The sequence below is a fragment of the Streptomyces djakartensis genome (assembly GCF_014651075.1).
GTDB lineage: Bacteria > Actinomycetota > Actinomycetes > Streptomycetales > Streptomycetaceae > Streptomyces > Streptomyces djakartensis.
Genome location: NZ_BMWE01000011.1, coordinates 214,651 through 234,019 on the forward strand (window position 1 = coordinate 214,651; position 19,369 = coordinate 234,019).

Consider the following 19,369-nt stretch of genomic DNA (forward strand, 5'->3'; position numbering starts at 1 on the left):
AACGGCGGAACGAGGAGCGCAATGTCGGACACCCCCGGCGCACACAAGCCCTGGTGCTGCTCGGCACCGTGCTGGTACTGCTCCTCGGCGGAGCAGCCCCCGCCTCCGCCCACGCCGCCCTCCGCAGTACCGACCCCGACGACGGATCCGTCGTCCGACAGGCCCCCCGCCACGTCACCCTGACCTTCACCGAGTCCGTCGGCCTGCTCGACGACTCGTTCCGGATCTACGGCCCGGACCAGCACCGCGTGCGCACCGGAGAGGCGCGGCACACGGACGGCCGCTCCGACACGGCCCGGGTCGGACTGCCGCGGAAGCTCACCCAGGGCACGTACACGGTGGCCTGGCGGGTGGTCTCCTCGGACAGCCACCCGGTCTCCGGCGCGTTCACCTTCTCCGTCGGCAAACGCACCGCCACGAGCGCGCAGATCGGCGCCGGCCCGTCCGAGGACCCGCTGACCGGCGCTCTGCACGACGCCGCCCGCTATCTCACCTACCTCGCCGCCGCGCTGCTCATCGGCGCCGTGGCGTTCGCGCTGCTGTGCCGGCCGGCCGACACCTCGCCGCTGCGCAGGCCGCTGGTGGGCGCCTGGTGGACGCTGCTCGGCTCCACGGTCGTCCTGCTGTTCCTGCGCGCCCCGTACGAGGCGGGCGCCGGGCCGGCCGCGGCCTTCGACGCCTCCGCCCTCCTGCGCACCCTCGGCAGCCGCCCGGGCTGGGCCCTGCTGGCCCGGCTGGTGATCCTCCTGCTGACCGCCGTGTTCCTCGTGCGGCTGGCCGGAAGCCGGGAGCGCCGGCGGCCTGCCGTACTCGCGGCGGGCACGGCCCTGGCCGTCGCGCTCGCCCTGACCTGGGCGGCGGCCGAGCACGCCTCCGCCGGGATCCAGGTGCCGGTGGCGATGACGTCGTCGGTGCTGCACCTGGTGGCGACCGGGGTGTGGCTCGGCGGCCTGGTGGCACTGCTGCTGACCATGCGCCGCGTGTCGGGTGACGTCCTGCGGGAGGTCGTGCCCCGCTTCTCGCGGATCGCCTTCGCCTCGGTGACGGTCCTGGCCGTGACCGGCCTCTACCAGTCCTGGCGCGGCCTCGGCACCCTCTCCGCGCTGACCGGGACGTCGTACGGCAGGCTGCTGCTCACCAAACTGGTCGCGGTGACCGTGCTGCTGATGGCGGCCAACTACTCCAGGCGCTGGACTGACCGCCTCGCGGCACCGGTGGCCGCCGCCGCCCGGACGGCCGTACCGGGACGTGTGCCGGAGCCGGTCGGCGCACCGGCCCGGCCGGAGACGACCGAGCGGACCGGGCCCGGTGAGCCCGCGCCCGGCGATGCGGCGCCTGACGATCCGGCACCTGATGATCCGGCGCCCGGGCATCCGGCAACCGGGGCCGGTGACCCGGACGCCCAGCGGCGCTTCCTGCGCCGCTCCGTCCTCGTCGAAGTGGCAGTGGCCGCCGTGGTGCTGCTGATCACGACCCTGCTCACCACCACGCTGCCCGGCCGTGCGCAGGCCGAGGCGGCACAGCGGGCGCCGGTGGGTGCGCTGCCGCCCACCTCCCTCACGGTGGTGCCCTTCGACTTCGGGGGAAGCACCGGCAGCACGCTGTCCGACCGCGGCACGGTGTACGTCACCCTGGACCCGGCCCGCGTCGGCGACAACGGCATCCAGGCCGTCGTCCACGGCGCCGACAAGGGCCCGATCCTCGTCCCCGAGGTCCGCATCACCTTCACCCTCCCGTCCCGGAGGATCGGCCCGATCGACGCCGGACTCACCGACGCGGGCGGCTACTGGGGCACCAACGCCGTCAACCTCCCCCTTCCCGGGACCTGGACGATGAAGACGACCGTGCGGGTGTCGGACGTCGACCAGGTGACGGTGACGAAGAAGGTGCGGATCGTGCCCTAGGCACCGTCGGCGCCGTCGCCGCCGTGGCGTCGCGGCCGAGCAGCCGCGTCATGCACTCGGCGGCGCGTACGGCCGCGTCGCCGCAGCAGTTGTTGAACAGCACGTGCACCTGCTCGGCCCGCTCCGCCAGCCGGCGCACCCGGGGCAGCCACTCGGCGAGTTCGTCCTCGCCGTACCCGTACCGGAACCGGTCCTCCTTGCTCCCGGTTCCCCAGGCTGTGCTGCGGCCGTGGAACCGCACGACGGACAGCCGGGGAGAGGTGACGGGCGTGACCGGCGGGACGGAGGAGGGGAGCGTCTGCGTCATGTCGACGGAGACCGCGGCCATGCCGTACCGGGCGAGCAGCCCGCACGTGGCCTCCGCCCGGTCCGGCACCCACCACGAGGGATGCCGGAACTCCACGGCGACGGGCCATCCGTCCGTGCGCTCGGCGCAGTCCCGCAGGAACGCCTCCGCCCGCTGCCCGGGCCGGAACCAGGGAGGGAACTGGAACAGCACGCTCCCGAGCCGCCCGGCCTGCCGCAGCGGCTCGATGCCGGCGCGGAAGCGGTCCCACACCGCATCGAGCACCGCCGGGTCCCGGTGATCGGCCGGCAGCCCGCCCGGCATCACCGCATCCCTGGTGGGATGTCCGGTGAGCAGCGAGAACGCCTTGACGTCGAACACGAACCCGTCCGGTGTGCGCTCGGCCCACAGCCGGCTGTTCCGCTCGCTCGGCAGCGCGTAGTACGACGCGTCGACCTCGACGACCGGGAACCGCTCGGCGTAGTGCCGTAACCTCCCCTCGGCGTCCCGCCGCCCCGGCGGGTACCAGCCGCTGCCGACCAGCGCCCGGTCGGTCCAGGAACACGTGCCCACGAGGATCTCGCCCATGGGGGAGCGGTTACCCGGGCCCGGCACCGGCAGGCTCGCCCGGGGGCGACGGGAGACGGGCCGTCCCGGCTGTCCGCCTGATGCTGCTACCGATATGAATCAGGGCAAAAGGGGTACTCATGCCCAGCGATCGGCCCTACGAGAAGAACTTCCCGCGAGGACCCACACGGCGTGCAGACCTTCCTTCCCTACCCCGGCTTCCGGGAGTCGGCCCTGGTCCTGGACCGCCGCCGGCTCGGCAAACAGCGGGTCGAGGCCCTGCAGGTGCTGCGCGGCCTGGTCGTACCGGGCTACGGGTGGCGCCGGCACCCGGCCGTGCGGATGTGGGCCGGGTACGAGGAGGCCCTGGTCCGCTACGGGCTGGAGATCTGCCGCGTCTGGCGCGAACTGGGCCACCAGGACAGCTGCGCGGCCACCCTGGTCGCCGACCTCGCGGCCACCCGCCCCCACGCGCCGGTCAGGGACCAGCCGGTCCTGGCGGCCGAGGGTGAACTGCCGCCCTGGCTGGGCGACGACTCCTTCCACCGCAGCCACCGCTCCGCCCTGGTCCGCAAGGATCCGGCGACGTACACCCGGCACTTCCCGGACGTCCCCGACGACCTCCCCTACGTCTGGCCCGCCTCGGACCGGCAGCCGTAGGCGGGGCGCAGCCGGGTCGTAGCCGGAAATTCCGCAACTCCTCCCCGTGCAGTACCTGTTGTCCGGTCAGGTGGTTCCGTGCTCCACTGGATCTTTTCTGGCACATCGGTCACGGGTCACCCGCCCCCCCGGGGCGGGCAGGCACACCATGGGGGGTCCGTGTGTGAAGAACTGGGGTTCGAAAGACTCCTCGACGAGGACGGCTTCTTCGCCCGTCTGCTCGGCCGGGCGCCCTCGGGCGCCGGCCGGGACCCGCTGTACGGACCCGACCTTCCGGTGGTGCTGCTCACCGGCGGCCCGGGCATGGGCAAGGGCCGGCTGCTGCGCGCCGTGCGGGACCGCTTCGCCGCCAAGGTGCCGGTGATACACCTGGACTGCGCCTCCCCGGTGTACGCGGACCGCGCGGACCCGGAGCCGGGCGCCCGCTCGGCCGCGACCGAGGCCCTGGTGGAGGTCGCCCGGCGGCTGAGCACCTGGCAGGGAACGGGCGGATCGTTCGCCTTTCCGCGCTTGTTCGCGGGCCTCGCCGTGATCGCGACCGGCGTCACGGAGGGCACACCCGAGGCGGTCGTGACGGAGGCCGAACGGTACGAGGGACTGGCCCAGAGGCAACGTCTGCGCGGGCTGGTCACCGGCGACTTCTGGCGGGGCGTGCTGCACGGCACCATCCGCAACCTGCTGATGAGCCTGTCCGGGCAGGCGCTCGACGACGTGTACTCGACGGCCGTCAGCAACGCCCTGCTGGACGCCCTCTTCGAGCGTGCGGCACCCCGGGGCAGGGCGGAACTGGAGCGCGTCTACGGCGCCTATCCCGGCGCGGCCGGCCAGCCCAGGATAGGTCTGCGTATCCTCGCCGCCGACTTCCGGGCCGGCGGCGAGGCACGGGAGGTCGCGGAAGGCTTCCTCTTCCGGGCCCTGCGCGAGGACCTGGAGGCGGCGTACGCCTCGGCCTCCGGCTGGCTGCGCCGGGTCGGCCGCCCGGGCCTGCTGCTGGACCACGCCGAGTCGCCCCTGGGCGAGCGGTTGCTGCGGGCCGTGCTCACCGACCGCCGGGCCGGGCAGCGCGACCGCCTGGTGATCATCGGCACGGCACGCCGCCCGGACGGCGGGGCCTTCCTGCACGGCGGCCTGCCGCCCCGGGAGGCGACGGCCCCGGCCGAGTACCGCCCCGCCGACGGCGCCCCACCGGCCTGGTCCCGCCGCACCGACGCGGGCGCGGACCGCGCACCCCTGGCCGACGGCGTGCTCCTGCTGCGGATGCCGCTGCTCTCCGGCGACCAGCTCCGCCGGGAGACCGTGCGAAGACAGCAGCGCGCCGAACCGGAGGGCGGCGCGAACCGCCGCCGTATCGACGCCGCCGTGGCCCGGCTGAGCGGCGGCCGGCCGCACACGGTGATCCGTCTGGCCGCCGCCGCGGCCGCCTTCCGCATGCCGGCGGACGCCAATGACCGGGACATCCTGGACGCCCCGTTACGGCTGCCCGGGCTCCCCGGCGACGACGCCCCCGAACGGCCCGTCGCCGACGTGCTCCTGCGGGAACTGATCCTGGACCAGTTACCGGTACGGCTCCCGACCGAGCACCACGCCCACTGGCTCGACCTCCTCACCCACCTGTCGGTGGCCCACGACACCGAGTGCGCGGACGTCCTGCTCCGCCATCACCAGTCGGGCCGCGTCCACCATCTGACCGCCCATCACGTCGCCCAGCTGCTCACCGACACCGGATGGCCCACCTGCGAGCGCCATTTCATCGGCGACTTCGGCCTCCGCCAGCTGCTGGTGCACCGGCTCTACGGACTGAGCCCGGACGGCGCCGCCTGGTACGCCGACCACCACCTGCTGCGCGACCACTACGCGCGGAGAGCTGCCGGGGAGGAGGGGGCCCAGGGCGACGGATCCGCACGCGACGGAGCATCGGGCGACGGGTCCCCGGGCGGTGGTGGCCCTTCGGGCGGCGGTGACGGGGCCTTCCGCTCCCTCACCGCGCACCAGATGAACCACCACCTGGTCTCAGGCGGCGCGGACGACGTGGTCAGTCACCTCGCCGCGACCCTGCCCGGCCGCCCCGGCGAGTGGTGCGCGGATCTCCTGGAGATCGCCCAGGCCCCCTACCCGGGCGGGGCGGACGCCCGCCGTGACCGCGCCCAGGGCCTGGTCGGAGCGGACGGGCCGCCCCTGCGCCGCACGGTCGACCAGCTGCTGCACGCCGTGTGGCTGTGCGAGGAGCGGACCCGGCCCACCGGCAAGGAGACCGCCCGCACGCTGGCCAAGCTGCTGGACCTGCTCTCGATCATGGACTTCGAGGGCGCGGGCCGGCTCAGCAGGACGGCGACGGAGTGGAGCGGACTCGCGGAGAACGAACAGCCCCTGTTGCGCTGCACCTGCACCGAGCAGCTCCGGCGAAGGAGATGACGGGCATGCCCAGATGGCGGAAGATCCTCTACTCCCTGCTGGCCGCGGTGGCGATCGTCGCGGGCGTCGCGGTGACCACCTCCCTCATCCGCAAGCCGGACACCTGTGCCGACGGTGTGGAACGGATCGACGGCGAGTGCGTCGGCGTCAACGGCGAGGGATACGACTTCGGTAACCCGGAGATAACCGACGTGGCCCGGGCCATCGCCCGCGAGAACCAGCGGATCGAGAAGCAGCCGCACGTCACGGTGGCGATGATGCTGCCGCTCCAGTCGGACCGGGAGGCCGTGCGCCGGCAGATGCGCAGCGATCTCCAGGGCGCGTACCTGGGACAGCGGCAGGCCAACGAGGGCGAGGGCGAACCACCCAAGATCCGCCTGGTGCTGGCCAACCCCGGGCAGGACTACGGCCGTCAGGAGAAGGTCGTCGACGCCCTGCTGCGCATGGCCTCCTCCTCCGAGGACCGGCTGCGCGCGGTCACCGGCTTCAACCTGAGCCTCGCCGCCACCGAGGCGGCCGTGAAACGCCTGACGGAGAACAAGATCCCCGTGCTCGCCGCCCGTATCAGCGGAGACCGCATCGCCAACGAGGACGGTCCGGACGGCATGGCGAAACTCCGCTTCCCCGGCCTGGCCCGCATCCTCCCCACCAACAACGACGCGGCCCGGGCCCTGGCCGACTTCAACGGCGAACGGGGCCGGCGGAACCTCAAGACGGTCCTCGTCTACGACAAGCGCCCCGACGGCTACAACGAGTCGCTGGCGAGGGCCTTCAGCAGGATCGAGGAGAAGGGCCCGGCCGGCCCCGCGGCGATGTCCTTCGAGTCCCCCTCGATCGACGAGGCGGGTTCGACGGGCAACCAGTTCACCCAGACGGCGAACAACATCTGCGACTCCGAGGCCGACACCGTCTACTTCGCCGGCCGCACCCTCCACCTGCGCATCCTCGCTCTGAAACTCGCCCAGGTCGGCTGCAAGAACCGCCACTACACCATCATCAGCGGCTCCGACGCCGCGTCCCTGCGCCAGGACATGACCGAGAAGGACTGGGCGAGGCTCCGCGGCGACGACGGCCGCCCGAAGGTCACGGTCCAGTACGCGGCCCCCGCCCACCCGGACGCCTGGACGACGGAACTCGCGGCCTGGAGGAAGAGGTACACGGCGGCCCACAAGCGCGAGCCGGCCGCCCAGGACCTCCCCCAGTACCTCACCGAACCCGAGGCGGCCCTCGACACCCTCAGGAAGCAGATCGACACGACGGTGAAGGAGGGCACGGAACTCGGCTCCACGCCGACCCTCGAGGACTCCCGCACGATGCTCGTCCACGACGGCCTGATCACCATCGGCAAGGCCCTCCATCAGGCTCAGCGAGGCGCCCCCGAGAGCACCGTGCCCACGCTGGAGGACGTGGGCCGCCAGTGGCCCCTCCTGCAGTCCCGCCACCGGGTCCAGGGCACCAGCGGCCTGATCTGCCTCACCACAGGCGGCAACGCCTACGACAAACCGGCCGCGATCGTCGAACTCGACCCGGGCCGGAAGGGCCCCGGCACCCTGAAGTTCGTCGGCCTGGGCTGGCCGACGGGCACACCGCAGCCGAAGAACTGCGTGATCCCGAGCGCCACGCCCTGAGCGGGTGCGCGGCAGGGCCGGGCACGCCGTGGACACGCGGACACACGCGGAAACGCGGACACAAGTCGCCTGACGATCCCTCAAACAATCAACCGAAGCTACCCATCGGTCTCACATTCCACGGCAGTTTGACGAACTAGTCACCATTACTCCACATGCGGAGTCTAGGTTCTGCATGATTCCTTCGACACACACACCGGGAGGGGAGTCCTCGTTGTCCGGGATTGACGAGTGTCTGCTGGAGGCCATGAAGCTGACCGGCGCCCGGGGCGCCGCCGTAGTCGACTGGACCAGCGGCCTGGCCCTGGGCACGGCGGGGGAGTCCCCGGGCGGTGACTACGAGGTCGCGGCGGCCGAGGCGGCGGAGCTCGCCCGGATCGCGGCGGAGTACCAGTCCTTCGCCCCGGCCGCCGGCTCCGACTGGTCCGGCGATTCCGGAGACGACACTCCCGTCGAGGACCTGATCGTCACCAACCGCGACAGCTACCACCTCCTCCAGTTCGTCCGCACCACCTTCGACAGCAGCGTCTTCCTGCATCTGTGGCTCGCCCGCAGCGACGGCAACCTCGCACTGGCCCGCATCCGGCTGCGGGACCTGGCGCGGCAGCTGGTACTGGGATGACCGCTGTGCCGACGCTCTCCTCCGACATCCCCCGGCGTGATCCCGGCACCGCTCCGTCCGGCTCGCCGATGCTGGACCGGCTCGTCGGCGAGAGGGCGACCGGCTCCCTCATGCGGGAGCGCGGCACTCTGTATCTCGCCGACGGCCAGGTGATACACGCGGAGAGCCCGTACACGCCCGGACTCGACGTGCTGCTCACCGCGGGCGGCTCCCTGTCCGCCGAGGAGTGGTCGCAGGCACTCACCGCGGCCGGGCCCCAGCGGCGGGTGGGCCGTTTCCTGGTGGACAGCGGCCGCTTCCCCGAGGGCGCGCTGCAACTGTGCCATCTCGGGGCGCTGTACGACGCGGCGTTCTTCGTGCTCGGGCCGGGCGGCGGTCCGGCGCGGTTCCGGCACGGGGTAGCGCACTGGCTGGGCGCGGTGCGCCCCGTGCCCGTCGACGCGGTACGGCGCGAGACGGTGCGCCGGCGGGAGCTGCTGCACGAGATCTGGCCCGAGGAGGAGACGGACACGCAGCCGCTCGTACGCACCCGGCTCACCCTCGACACACCCGTACCGCGGCGTCAGCGCGCGGTCCTCGAGCACGTCGACGGGACGCGAACGGCATCCGACATCTCCCATCTCCTGGGCCGGCCCGCCTTCCACACCCTCGTCGACGTCCGCCGTCTCGCCGCCGCCGGCATCGTGGCCGCGGCGCGGCGGCCACCGCGGCCCGCCGCCGAGCCCGCCCGCCTCCCGGAGACCTCGGACGGCCACGACGTCGCCCTGCTGCGCCGAATCAAGAACGCATTGGAGGCCCTGTGATCCGCGGGATCAGACAGCGCGCCGAGAGGAGACAGCTCATGGCGGCCGAGGCGGAAGTCCTCGACGAATTGCACAGCCTCCGGGCCCGCCTGCCACGACTGACCGGCGCCCTCGCCGCCAGCGTCGACGGCCTTGTGCTGGCGCAGGACATACGGGGGGTGCAGCCGGAGGGGCTGGCCGCCCTCACCGCGACCGCCCAGGGAGTCGCGCTGCGGCTCACCGACGCCACCGGGCAGGGCGACTTCCGCGAGCTCCTCGTCCGCGGCGCGCACGGCTACGTGGCCACCTACGCCGCCGGCTCGTCCGCCGTGCTCACCCTGGTCGCCGAAGGACGCGTGAACGTCGGCCGGCTGCACCTGGAAGGACGCCGCTCCGGCAACCGGATCGGCGAACTGCTGCGGGCCGCAGCCCACCAGCCCGACCGCACCCCCGGCCAGCCGCCCTCCACCCCCACCGCCACGGGCGGCCCGCTGCCCGTACGGACCCCGTCGCGGCGGGCCGACCCAACTCGCGAGTAGACCGCGCGCCTCCGGCCGCACCACAGCTCAGAACAGGCCCGGACACCAGGGCCGGCACCACCCGAAGGGAACAGCAAGCCATGGCGAACACCGAAACAGCGCTGAAGGAAGCCCTCTCGTCGATCGAGGGCGCCACCGGAGCCGCCCTCGTCGACTACACCAGCGGAATGGCGCTGGGAACCATCGGAGGCAACAACGGCTTCGACCTGAACGTGGCGGCCGCCGGCAACACCGACGTCGTCCGCGCCAAGCTGCGCACCATGGAGCTCCTCGGCATCCAGGACGAGATCGAGGACATCCTCATCACCCTGGGCACCCAGTACCACCTGATCCGCCTGCTCAGGAGCCAGGGAGGCAACGGCCTCTTCCTCTACCTCGTACTCGACTCCGGCCGCGCCAACCTGGCGATGGCCCGCCACCAGCTGAGGAGAATCGAGGCCCAGCTCGAGGTCTGAGCGAACAACGACGCCCCACGTCGAAGGGCCCCACCGGCGACGGGTGGGGCCCTTCGCGCCTGTTCAGGCACTGCTGTTCATGCCCTGCGCCAGGCGCTGAGCAGCTCCTCGGGGCCGAACACCGCCTGGAGGCCGGAACAACCGAGTGAGAGCCGCTCATGGTTCCCCCTTCGGTTCCACCAGGGAGCCTGCGGGGAGCGGCCCGGATGCGCGCTCGGTACATGCGTGTGACGGGGGCCGTGCTCCGCAAGGCCGCGCAGCAAGTCGGCGACGCGCTGTGGGAGCTCCCGGAAACCAACTGAGACGGAGACTGAGACGGACAACGTCGAAGGGCCCCACCGCGAACGGTGGGGCCCTTCGACATCGTGCCCGGTGAGGCACTGGCGGAGGATACGAGATTCGAACTCGTGAGGGGTTGCCCCCAACACGCTTTCCAAGCGTGCGCCCTAGGCCTCTAGGCGAATCCTCCGCCGGAAACATTACATGACCGAGAGGAGTGCTCGCGAACTCGTTCCCCGCCCCCGACATCAGGTAGCCTTGGCGCAGCCCCTCACGCGGCGCTATCTGACTGAACTCCCCCAGGGCCGGAAGGCAGCAAGGGTAGGTTGGCTCTGGCGGGTGCGTGGGGGGCGTCTGCGTTCCCGACCGGATGTCCTGGCCGGGGCCCGTTGTCGGTGGGCGCCTATAACCTCGTATGCGTGTCGTCTCTCGCTCTGTACCGCCGCTACCGCCCGGAGACCTTCACCGAGGTCATCGGGCAGGAGCATGTCACCGACCCGCTGCAGCAGGCGCTGCGGAACAACCGGGTCAACCACGCGTACCTGTTCAGCGGGCCGCGCGGCTGTGGCAAGACGACCAGTGCGCGGATCCTCGCCCGGTGCCTGAACTGCGAGCAGGGGCCCACGCCGACGCCGTGCGGTGAGTGCCAGTCCTGTCAGGACCTCGCGCGCAACGGACCGGGGTCCATCGACGTCATCGAGATCGACGCCGCCTCGCACGGCGGTGTGGACGACGCCCGTGACCTGCGCGAAAAGGCCTTCTTCGGCCCCGCGCGCAGCCGGTACAAGATCTACATCATCGACGAGGCCCACATGGTCACGTCGGCCGGGTTCAACGCGCTGCTGAAGGTCGTCGAGGAGCCGCCGGAGCATCTCAAGTTCATCTTCGCGACCACCGAGCCCGAGAAGGTCATCGGCACGATCCGGTCGCGGACCCATCACTACCCCTTCCGGCTCGTCCCGCCCGGCACGCTGCGCGAGTACCTCGGCGAGGTGTGCCGGAAGGAGGACATCCCGGTCGAGGAGGGTGTCCTCCCGCTCGTCGTGCGGGCCGGCGGCGGGTCGGTACGTGACTCCATGTCCGTCATGGACCAGCTGCTCGCCGGCGCCGCCGAGGACGGTGTGACATACGCCATGGCGACCGCCCTGCTCGGGTACACCGACGGCTCCCTGCTCGACTCCGTCGTCGAGGCCTTCGCCACCGGCGACGGGGCCGCGGCCTTCGAGGTCGTCGACCGCGTGATCGAGGGCGGGAACGACCCCCGGCGCTTCGTCGCCGACCTGCTGGAGCGGCTGCGTGACCTGGTGATCCTGGCCGCCGTGCCGGACGCGGCGGAGAAGGGGCTCATCGACGCCCCCGCGGACGTCGTCGAGCGTATGCAGGCCCAGGCAGGCACCTTCGGCGCCGCCGAGCTGAGCCGGGCCGCCGACCTCGTCAACGAGGGGCTGACCGAGATGCGCGGCGCCAACTCGCCCCGTCTCCAGCTGGAGCTGATCTGCGCCCGCGTCCTGCTCCCCGCCGCCTACGGCGACGAGCGGTCCGTCATGGCCCGCCTCGACCGGATCGAGCGCGGCGTGAACTTCTCCTCCCAGGGGCCCTCCGGCATGCCCGCCATGGGATACGTGCCCGGGCCCGAGGGACACGGGGCGGCGGCCGGCGCCCCGGGGGGCGCGCCCGTTCCGCCGGGCGGCGGTCCGGCCGCGGCCCGGGCGGCTGTCCGTGCCTCCGGAGCGCCGGGCGGCGGTAACGCCCCAGCCGCGGCGGGTCCGGGGGCGTCGCCGTCCGCGCCGGGCACGCCTGCGGGACACGCGCCCGGTGTGTCAGGCATGGCCGGCGCCCCAGGGGCTTCCGGAGCTCCCGCCGACGCTCCGGCCGAGTCCGGCCCCGCCGTCGAGGGCCCCGCCCGGCCTGCCCAGCCGCCCCAGCCCGCCCAGCCGGCCCAGCCGGCCTCCGCTCCTTCGGCGCCGTCCGCACCGGGCCCGGGCGCCTGGCCCACCGCGGCCTCGGCCGGCAGTGGCCGTCGCCCGGGCGGCTGGCCCACGGCCGCCGCCCCCGGCACGCCCGGCTCGAACGCTCCGGCAGCGCACACCCCCGGGCCGAACACTCCCGCCCCCAGCGCCCCACCGGCGCCCCCGCCCTCGGCGCAGCCACCGGCCCAACCCCCGGCCTCCGCCCAGGCCGCCCCCGCCGGCGGCCTCGACCCCCGCATGCTCTGGCCGAACATCCTGGAGGCCGTCAAGAACCGCCGTCGCTTCACCTGGATCCTGCTCAGCCAGAACGCCCAGGTGGCCGGCTTCGACGGCACGACCCTCCAGCTCGGCTTCGTCAACGCGGGTGCGCGTGACAACTTCCTGAGCAGCGGCAGCGAGGACGTACTGCGGCAGGCGCTGGGCGAGCAGTTCAACGTCCAGTGGAAGATCGAGGCGATCGTCGACCCCTCCGGCGGCTCCGCGCCCCCGCCGGCGCCGGGCGGCCCCTCCGGCCTCGGCGGCGGCCACGGCGGAAGCGGCGGCTACGGCAGCGGTCACTCCGGCGGCGGCAGCCACACCGGCAGCGGCGGAGGTGGCGGCTACAACGCCGGTGGCGGCGGCGGTACGGCGACCGCGCAGCGCCAGGCCCCGTCGCAGTCGGCGGCGCCGTCGCCCCCCGCCCAGGAGCCGAGCAGACCCTCGCCCACGCCCGCACCGGCTGCTCCCGTGCCCCGGCCGTCCGCCCCGGAGCCACGGCGCGTGTCCGTCGAGGACGACATCCCCGAGGACGACGACCCGGACCTCGACGAGTCGGCCCTCTCGGGCCAGGAACTGATCGTCCGGGAACTCGGAGCGACGGTGGTGGAGGAGTTCTCGAACGAGTAGTCCTCGACGAGTAGTCCTCGAACGAGCAGCCAGGCCCGGAGCTGGCCTCTTGGCCCCTTGGAGGAACGTCCAAGCGAGGAAGCCCGCCCTCTTCGGAAGCCCGCACAAAGGAATCCCGGTGCTTCCCGTTAGGCTGGCCATGTGAAGGTCCTCGTCATCGGTACCGGCGCCCGCGAACACGCCCTGTGCCACGCCCTGTCCCACGACCCCGACGTCACCGCGCTGCACTGCGCCCCCGGCAACGCCGGCATCGCCGAAGTCGCCGCACTGCACCCGGTCGACGCCCTGGACGGCACGGCCGTCACCGCGCTGGCCACGAAGCTCGGCGTGGACCTCGTGGTCGTCGGCCCGGAGGCGCCGCTCGTCGCCGGTGTCGCCGACGCCGTACGCGAGGCGGGCGTCCCGGTGTTCGGCCCGTCCGGCCGCGCCGCGCAGCTCGAGGGCTCCAAGGCCTTCGCCAAGGACGTCATGGCGGCGGCCGGGGTGCCCACGGCACGGTCGTACGTCTGCACCACCCCGGAAGAGGTCGACACGGCCCTGGACGCCTTCGGCCCCCCGTACGTCGTGAAGGACGACGGGCTCGCCGCCGGCAAGGGCGTCGTCGTCACCGACGACCTCGAAGCCGCCAAGGCCCATGCCGCCGCCTGCGAGCGCGTGGTCATCGAGGAGTACCTGGACGGCCCCGAGGTCTCCCTGTTCGCCGTCACCGACGGCGAGACGGTCGTGCCGCTGCAGCCCGCCCAGGACTTCAAGCGCGCGCTGAACGGCGACGAGGGCCCGAACACCGGCGGCATGGGCGCGTACTCCCCGCTGCCCTGGGCCGACCCGAAGCTGATCGACGAGGTCCTGCAGACCGTGCTGCAGCCGACCGTGGACGAGATGAGGCGCCGCGGCACCCCGTTCTCCGGGCTGCTCTACGCCGGACTCGCGATCACCTCCCGCGGTGTCCGCGTGATCGAGTTCAACGCCCGGTTCGGCGACCCGGAGACCCAGGTCGTCCTGGCCCGGCTGAAGACGCCGCTGGCGGGTGTCCTGATGGCCGCCGCCACCGGCACCCTCGCCCACCTGGAGCCCCTGCGCTGGAGCGACGAAGCGGCCGTGACCGTGGTCATCGCCTCGCACAACTACCCGGGCACCCCGCGCACCGGCGACCCGATCACCGGCCTCGACGAGGTCGCCGCCCAGGACGCCCCGCACGCGTACGTGCTGCACGCCGGGACCAGGCGGGACGGTGACGCGATCGTCAGCTCGGGCGGTCGCGTCCTGTCCGTCACGGCCACCGGCAAGGACCTCACCGAGGCCCGGGACCGTGCCTACACCGCCGTCGCCCGCATCCGCCTCGACGGCTCCCAGCACCGCACGGACATCGCGGCGAAGGCGGCAGGCGCCTAACCGGCCATTCGCGCGCAAGTTCGCCCGTCGCCCGCAAGGGGTAAACGCCCGCGTTCGGTGAACCTCACAGGCCCCGGATCCGTCTCAGGATCCGGGGCTTGAAGTTTTCGGTATGCGGGGCCACACCCTCGCTGTCCGTGATCTACCTCTCCCCAGAGCCATTCCATCGAGTGACCGATGTGCTATCCGGCTGACGGGAGGCGGGGCCCCAACTAGGGTGCGGCGCAAGCGTTCCGGCACTTGGCCCATCGGCATTGCGATGTCAGTGGCGGGTGCCACAGTGGGGGAGTGAGCAAGGAAAGCGTCAGGTCAACGGGGAGGGGGTGAGGTCGGTCGTGACCGGTATGGGTGTGGAGGCGGGCGCACAGGCGGCGCGGGCCCGGGCGCTCGTGGTCCTGCGTATCCGCAGCCGCGCGCTGGCCGTCGCCCTGCTGCCCGCCGCCGTCGCCGTGATCCTGCTCGCGGGCGGCGCGGCCGGCCGCCTCGCCGGCACCGGCTGGGACGCAGCCCGCTGGGTCGTGACGCCGGTCGCGGCCCTCGTGCTGCTCGCCGCCGCGGCAGTCGCCCTGGTCGTGGCCCGTGCCCGTCCCGCCATGAGCCCGACGGTCCCGATCGCGGAGGAGGCGGCCCCCGACCTGTACCGGATGGTGCGTGACCTCGCCGACCGCCTCGAGGTCCCCGCGCCCTCCGCGATAGCGCTCACGCCGGACTGCGACAGCTGGCTGGAGGACCGTACCCACCGGGCCCACGGTCCGCCCCCTGCCGAGGAGCACGACGACATAGCGGGCGCGGGGAGACACCCGCACCGCCGGCACACGGTCGCGCCGGTGCTGGTCATCGGCTCGCCGTTCCTGTGGTGGATGCGGGTCGGCGAGCTGCGCGCGGTCCTCGCCCCGGTCGTGGCGGGCACGGGCCCCTCGGCCCACCCGGACATAGCCGCCGCCCGGCGCTTCGTCCGGGGTCTGGACGCCGCTGTGGCGGTGGCCTCGGCGCCCCACCGAGGCCCGGTGCCGCAGGGCGTGATGGCCGGCGTCGGCTGGGTGGCCCGGGTTCTGCTGCGCAGCTGCCGCGTGCACGCCGGCGAGATGGAGCGGGGGGTCGCGGCCGCGGCCGCGGAGCGTGCACAGGCTGTGGATTACGGCCTGCGGATCGTCGCCCAGGAACAGGTGGGCCTGGCGTACGCGGGCTGGGACCGGCTGCTGACCCGGGTCGCGCTGCCCGCCTGGCGGATGGGTCGCTGGCCGTCCCGGCTGGACGCCGGTGTGGTGGCGGCGCTGACGGAGCTGTCCCGGCGCGACCGCCTGGCCGAGGGGTTCGCGTCCCGTCTGGGAGAGCGGCCCGCCTGCGATCTGCTCGAGGAGCCCGGCACGGTCGACGAGGCCGCTTCCCTGCTCGCCGCCCGCCTCTTCCACGGCGGCCCCGCCGGACCCGGACCCGACTGGTCGCCGGTGGACTGGAGCGAGTACCCGGATGAGGTGGTGGACCGCAAGTGGCGCGTCGACGCGGCCCGCCTGCACCGTGTCCTGGACGCGATGGGCGTCCGCCCGGCCCCGGGGAGCACGGCCCCGGACACCGGTGGCCCGACCCTGTCCCGCGTCCTCGACCACCTGACGGACCGGACCGGCGAAACGCCCCGGACGGGCGAAACGCCCCGGACCGGCGAAACACATCGCGCCGCCAGAGCGCCGGAGCCGCCTCCCGGCGACGACGAGGACCTCACCGGCACCACCCCCCACAGCGCCACCCTGGCGGCCAGACTCAGCGCAGAACTGGCCCGCGAGGAGGCCACCGCGGCGCCCGGCCCGTCGACCTCCGCCTCCTCCGCCGCCGCGTCGGCCGCCTCACCGACGGCCGGCTCACCGGCCACCCCGGACCTCGCCCTCTGGGACGACCGGGCCCTTCCCCTCTTTCCCCTCCAGCCCCCGCGCACGGCCCGCGAGCTGCTCGCCGACCACCTCACCGCGATGGTCTGCTGTGCCGCCATGGACACCGCCGACGCGACTCCGGGCCTGGACTGGCTGGACGGCCCGACCCTCCTCCACAACGGCGAACGCACCGCCGATCTGACGCCCAGGGTCCTCACCCTGATCGAGGACGGCGACCCCACCCCGCTCCGCGTCTGGCTCGCCGAACTGGGGATACGCCCGGAGAAGCCCGTCCGGCTCGCCTGATCCGGACGCCGCACGAGCGGCTCCCTCGCCCGGATCTCCGACTTCCGCTTCTGGCCGATTCAAAACGAACAGTGACGAAGTGCGCGCGTTATGTGATGTGCTTGGACCGTTCGCGCACATGGCAAGGTCGGGCGACATACGACAAACACATAAGCGAGCCGCTGTCGCCCAGTCAGCAGGACCTGGCACACACCACACCGGTACGCGCACACACGGGGGCGAAGGGGAGGGGAAACAGGCATGGGATCTCAGCAGATCCGCCGCTGGGAGTCGGGGGCGCTGGCGCACGCCGTGACGGACCCCTTCGGGCAGGGCCCCGTACCGTGGCTGCGCGGCAACGTGACGTACTTCGACGACACCGGCCAGATCGTCCCCTGGTACGTGGACCTCGACGCGCCCCACACCGGGAAGAAGACCGGCCGCTCCGGTGGTCCCCGCGCGGCCGACGACGTCCACCTCCAGATCAAGGGCTTCACCTCGACCTGCGCGGTCGCCCCAGGCGAGGCCATCGACTTCCACATCACCGTCGACCCGCCGCAGGAGTTCGGCGTCGACATCTACCGCATCGGCCACTACGGCGGTGACGGCGCCGCGAAGATCACCACCAGCCCGCGCCTGTCCGGCATCGTGCAGCCCCCGCCGCTCACCGCGGACCGTACGGTCTCCTGCCACCACTGGTGGCTGTCATGGCGGCTCCAGGTCCCGTCGGACTGGAACATCGGCGCGTACGTGGCCGTCCTCACCACCGCCGACGGCTACCGCTCCCACGTCCCCTTCACGGTCCGCCACGACCAGCCCGCGGACCTGCTCCTCGTCCTGCCCGACATCACCTGGCAGGCGTACAACCTCTACCCGGAGGACGGCCGTACCGGTGCCAGCCTGTACCACGCCTGGGACGAGGAGGGACGTCTGCTGGGCGAGGCCGACGCCGCCACCACGGTCTCCTTCGACCGTCCGTACGCGGGCGCCGGCCTCCCCCTGCACGCCGGACACGCCTACGACTTCATCCGCTGGGCCGAGCGCTACGGCTACGACATCGCCTACGCCACCGCCGGCGACCTGCACGCGGGCCGTGTCGATCCCACCCGCTACCGCGGCCTGGTCTTCCCCGGACATGACGAGTACTGGTCGGCCGCCATGCGCGGCACCGTGGAACTGGCCCGCGAAGCCGGCACCTCGCTCGTCTTCCTCTCCGCCAACTCCATGTACTGGCAGGTGGAACTGGGCCCCTCCCCGTCCGGCGTCCCGGACCGCCTGCTGACCTGCCGCAAGCGCCAGGGCCCGGGGAAGCCGGTGCTGTGGCGGGAGATCGACCGGCCGGAGCAGCAGCTGATCGGCATCCAGTACGCCGGTCACGTCCCCGAGCCGCACCCGCTGGTCGTGCGCAACGCCGGCCACTGGCTGTGGGAGGCGACCGGCGCGCGGGAGGGGGAAGAGATCGAGGGCCTGGTGGCGGGGGAGGCCGACCGTTATTTCCCGCGCACCCCCCTGCCCGAGCACGCCGAGCGGGTGCTGCTCGCCCACTCCCCCTACACCGACCGGCAGGGCGCACTCCGCCACCAGGAGACGTCCCTCTACCGCGCTCCCTCCGGTGCCTGGGTCTTCGCGTCAGGGACGTTCGCCTGGACACCGGCCCTGGACCGCCCCGGTCACGTCGACGCCCGCATCCAGCGCGCCACCGCCAACCTCCTCGACCGCATCTGCAAACGCGACTGACCCGCTGTCCGCGGTCACTCCCCGCATACGGGAGAATCGACCCACTTGGACAGAACCACGGGGAGGAACCGTGTCCGGATTCGTAGAAAAGCCCGAGCCGATCCAGGTTCCGGGCCTGGTGCACCTGCACACCGGCAAGGTGCGCGAGCTGTACCGGAACGAGGCGGGCGACCTCGTGATGGTCGCCAGCGACCGCATCTCCGCGTACGACTGGGTGCTGCCGACCGAGATCCCCGACAAGGGCCGGGTCCTCACCCAGCTCTCCCTGTGGTGGTTCGACCGGCTCGCCGACCTGATCCCCAACCACGTCCTGAGCACCGAACTGCCCCCGGGCGCACCCGCCGACTGGCAGGGCCGGACGCTGGTCTGCAAGTCCCTCCAGATGGTTCCGGTGGAGTGCGTGGCCCGTGGCTACCTCACCGGCTCGGGCCTGGCCGAGTACAACGAGACCCGCACGGTCTGCGGCCTCGCCCTTCCCGAGGGCCTGACCGACGGCAGCGAACTGCCCGCCCCGATCTTCACCCCGGCCACCAAGGCGGAAGTCGGGGAGCACGACGAGAACGTCTCCTACGAGGAGGTCGCCCGCCAGGTCGGCGCGGACACCGCGGCCCGGCTGCGCCAGGCGACCCTCGCCGTCTACTCCCGGGGCCGGGACATCGCCCGGGAGCGGGGCATCATCCTCGCGGACACCAAGTTCGAGTTCGGCTTCGACGGCGACGACCTGGTCCTCGCGGACGAGGTCCTCACCGCGGACTCCTCCCGCTTCTGGCCGGCCGACCAGTGGCAGCCGGGCCGCGCGCAGCCCTCCTACGACAAGCAGTTCGTCCGCGACTGGCTGACCTCGGCGGAGTCCGGCTGGGACCGGGGGAGCGAGCAGCCGCCGCCCCCGCTGCCGCAGCAGGTCGTGGACGCCACCCGCGCCAAGTACGTGGAGGCGTACGAGCGCCTGACCGGCACGAGCTGGTCGTAACGCCGCGGCGCACACGCAGAAGCCCCCCGGCCGGAACCGGGGGGCTTCTCGCTGGAGCGAACGACGAGGTTCGAACTCGCGACCTCAACCTTGGCAAGGTTGCGCTCTACCAACTGAGCTACGTTCGCATG

Annotated in this window: 14 protein-coding genes, 2 tRNA genes and 1 other RNA gene; 14 read left to right on the forward strand and 3 right to left on the reverse strand. The window is 72.9% G+C overall.

What is annotated here, in order from left to right; translation table 11 throughout:
• Positions 1-53 precede the first annotated feature (53 nt).
• A complete protein-coding gene (locus IE212_RS20710; protein WP_190199437.1) occupies positions 54-1,904 on the forward strand; it encodes a copper resistance CopC/CopD family protein in 1,851 nt (616 codons plus the stop codon).
• Here the strand turns inward: IE212_RS20710 and IE212_RS20715 are convergent.
• On the reverse strand, positions 1,804-2,778 hold the full coding sequence (locus IE212_RS20715; RefSeq protein WP_190199369.1) for a DUF72 domain-containing protein: 975 nt from the start codon (positions 2,776-2,778) through the stop codon (positions 1,804-1,806). The genes IE212_RS20710 and IE212_RS20715 overlap by 101 nt on opposite strands.
• Positions 2,779-2,949: 171 nt before the next feature.
• On the opposite strand from IE212_RS20715, the gene IE212_RS20720 reads away from it, so the two are divergent.
• From IE212_RS20720 to IE212_RS20750, 7 genes are all read left to right on the forward strand, one after another.
• A complete protein-coding gene (locus IE212_RS20720; protein WP_190199370.1) occupies positions 2,950-3,417 on the forward strand; it encodes an MSMEG_6728 family protein in 468 nt (155 codons plus the stop codon).
• Between the two features lie 159 nt (positions 3,418-3,576).
• Positions 3,577-5,829, forward strand: a complete 2,253-nt coding sequence (locus IE212_RS35430; protein ID WP_190199371.1) for a hypothetical protein — start codon at positions 3,577-3,579, stop codon at positions 5,827-5,829.
• 5 nt (positions 5,830-5,834) lie between these two features.
• On the forward strand, positions 5,835-7,457 hold the full coding sequence (locus tag IE212_RS20730; RefSeq protein WP_190199372.1) for an ABC transporter substrate-binding protein: 1,623 nt from the start codon (positions 5,835-5,837) through the stop codon (positions 7,455-7,457).
• Positions 7,458-7,671: 214 nt separating this feature from the next.
• Positions 7,672-8,079 (forward strand): hypothetical protein, encoded by a 408-nt coding sequence (locus tag IE212_RS20735; protein WP_190199373.1) that lies wholly within the window; start codon positions 7,672-7,674, stop codon positions 8,077-8,079.
• On the forward strand, positions 8,076-8,882 hold the full coding sequence (locus tag IE212_RS20740) for a transcriptional regulator (RefSeq protein ID WP_373301412.1): 807 nt from the start codon (positions 8,076-8,078) through the stop codon (positions 8,880-8,882). Before IE212_RS20735 ends, IE212_RS20740 begins: the two co-directional genes overlap by 4 nt.
• A 38-nt stretch (positions 8,883-8,920) precedes the next feature.
• Positions 8,921-9,400 (forward strand): roadblock/LC7 domain-containing protein, encoded by a 480-nt coding sequence (locus tag IE212_RS20745; RefSeq protein WP_190199374.1) that lies wholly within the window; start codon positions 8,921-8,923, stop codon positions 9,398-9,400.
• A gap of 80 nt (positions 9,401-9,480) precedes the next feature.
• Positions 9,481-9,855 carry a roadblock/LC7 domain-containing protein gene (locus tag IE212_RS20750; RefSeq protein WP_190199375.1) on the forward strand — a complete coding sequence of 125 codons (375 nt, stop codon included), beginning with the start codon at positions 9,481-9,483 and terminating at the stop codon, positions 9,853-9,855.
• Between the two features lie 381 nt (positions 9,856-10,236).
• Here the strand turns inward: IE212_RS20750 and IE212_RS20760 are convergent.
• Positions 10,237-10,324: transfer RNA gene (locus IE212_RS20760), tRNA-Ser, on the reverse strand.
• A gap of 73 nt (positions 10,325-10,397) precedes the next feature.
• On the opposite strand from IE212_RS20760, the gene ffs reads away from it, so the two are divergent.
• From ffs to IE212_RS20790, 6 genes are all read left to right on the forward strand, one after another.
• An RNA gene (ffs, locus tag IE212_RS20765) (signal recognition particle sRNA small type) lies at positions 10,398-10,492 on the forward strand.
• Between the two features lie 61 nt (positions 10,493-10,553).
• Positions 10,554-12,989: a DNA polymerase III subunit gamma and tau gene (locus IE212_RS20770; RefSeq protein WP_190199376.1), complete on the forward strand. Its 2,436-nt coding sequence runs from the start codon at positions 10,554-10,556 to the stop codon at positions 12,987-12,989.
• 141 nt (positions 12,990-13,130) lie between these two features.
• Complete coding sequence (gene purD / locus IE212_RS20775; protein ID WP_190199377.1) at positions 13,131-14,381, forward strand: phosphoribosylamine--glycine ligase; 1,251 nt, start codon at positions 13,131-13,133, stop codon at positions 14,379-14,381.
• Between the two features lie 344 nt (positions 14,382-14,725).
• Positions 14,726-16,552, forward strand: a complete 1,827-nt coding sequence (locus IE212_RS20780) for a hypothetical protein (protein WP_190199439.1) — start codon at positions 14,726-14,728, stop codon at positions 16,550-16,552.
• 240 nt (positions 16,553-16,792) lie between these two features.
• A complete protein-coding gene (locus IE212_RS20785) occupies positions 16,793-18,268 on the forward strand; it encodes a N,N-dimethylformamidase beta subunit family domain-containing protein (protein WP_190199378.1) in 1,476 nt (491 codons plus the stop codon).
• Between the two features lie 70 nt (positions 18,269-18,338).
• A complete protein-coding gene (locus tag IE212_RS20790) occupies positions 18,339-19,238 on the forward strand; it encodes a phosphoribosylaminoimidazolesuccinocarboxamide synthase (RefSeq protein ID WP_190199379.1) in 900 nt (299 codons plus the stop codon).
• Positions 19,239-19,290: 52 nt separating this feature from the next.
• On the opposite strand, the gene IE212_RS20795 is transcribed toward IE212_RS20790, so the two are convergent.
• Positions 19,291-19,366, reverse strand: a tRNA-Gly gene (locus IE212_RS20795).
• Between the last annotated feature and the right edge of the window lie 3 nt (positions 19,367-19,369).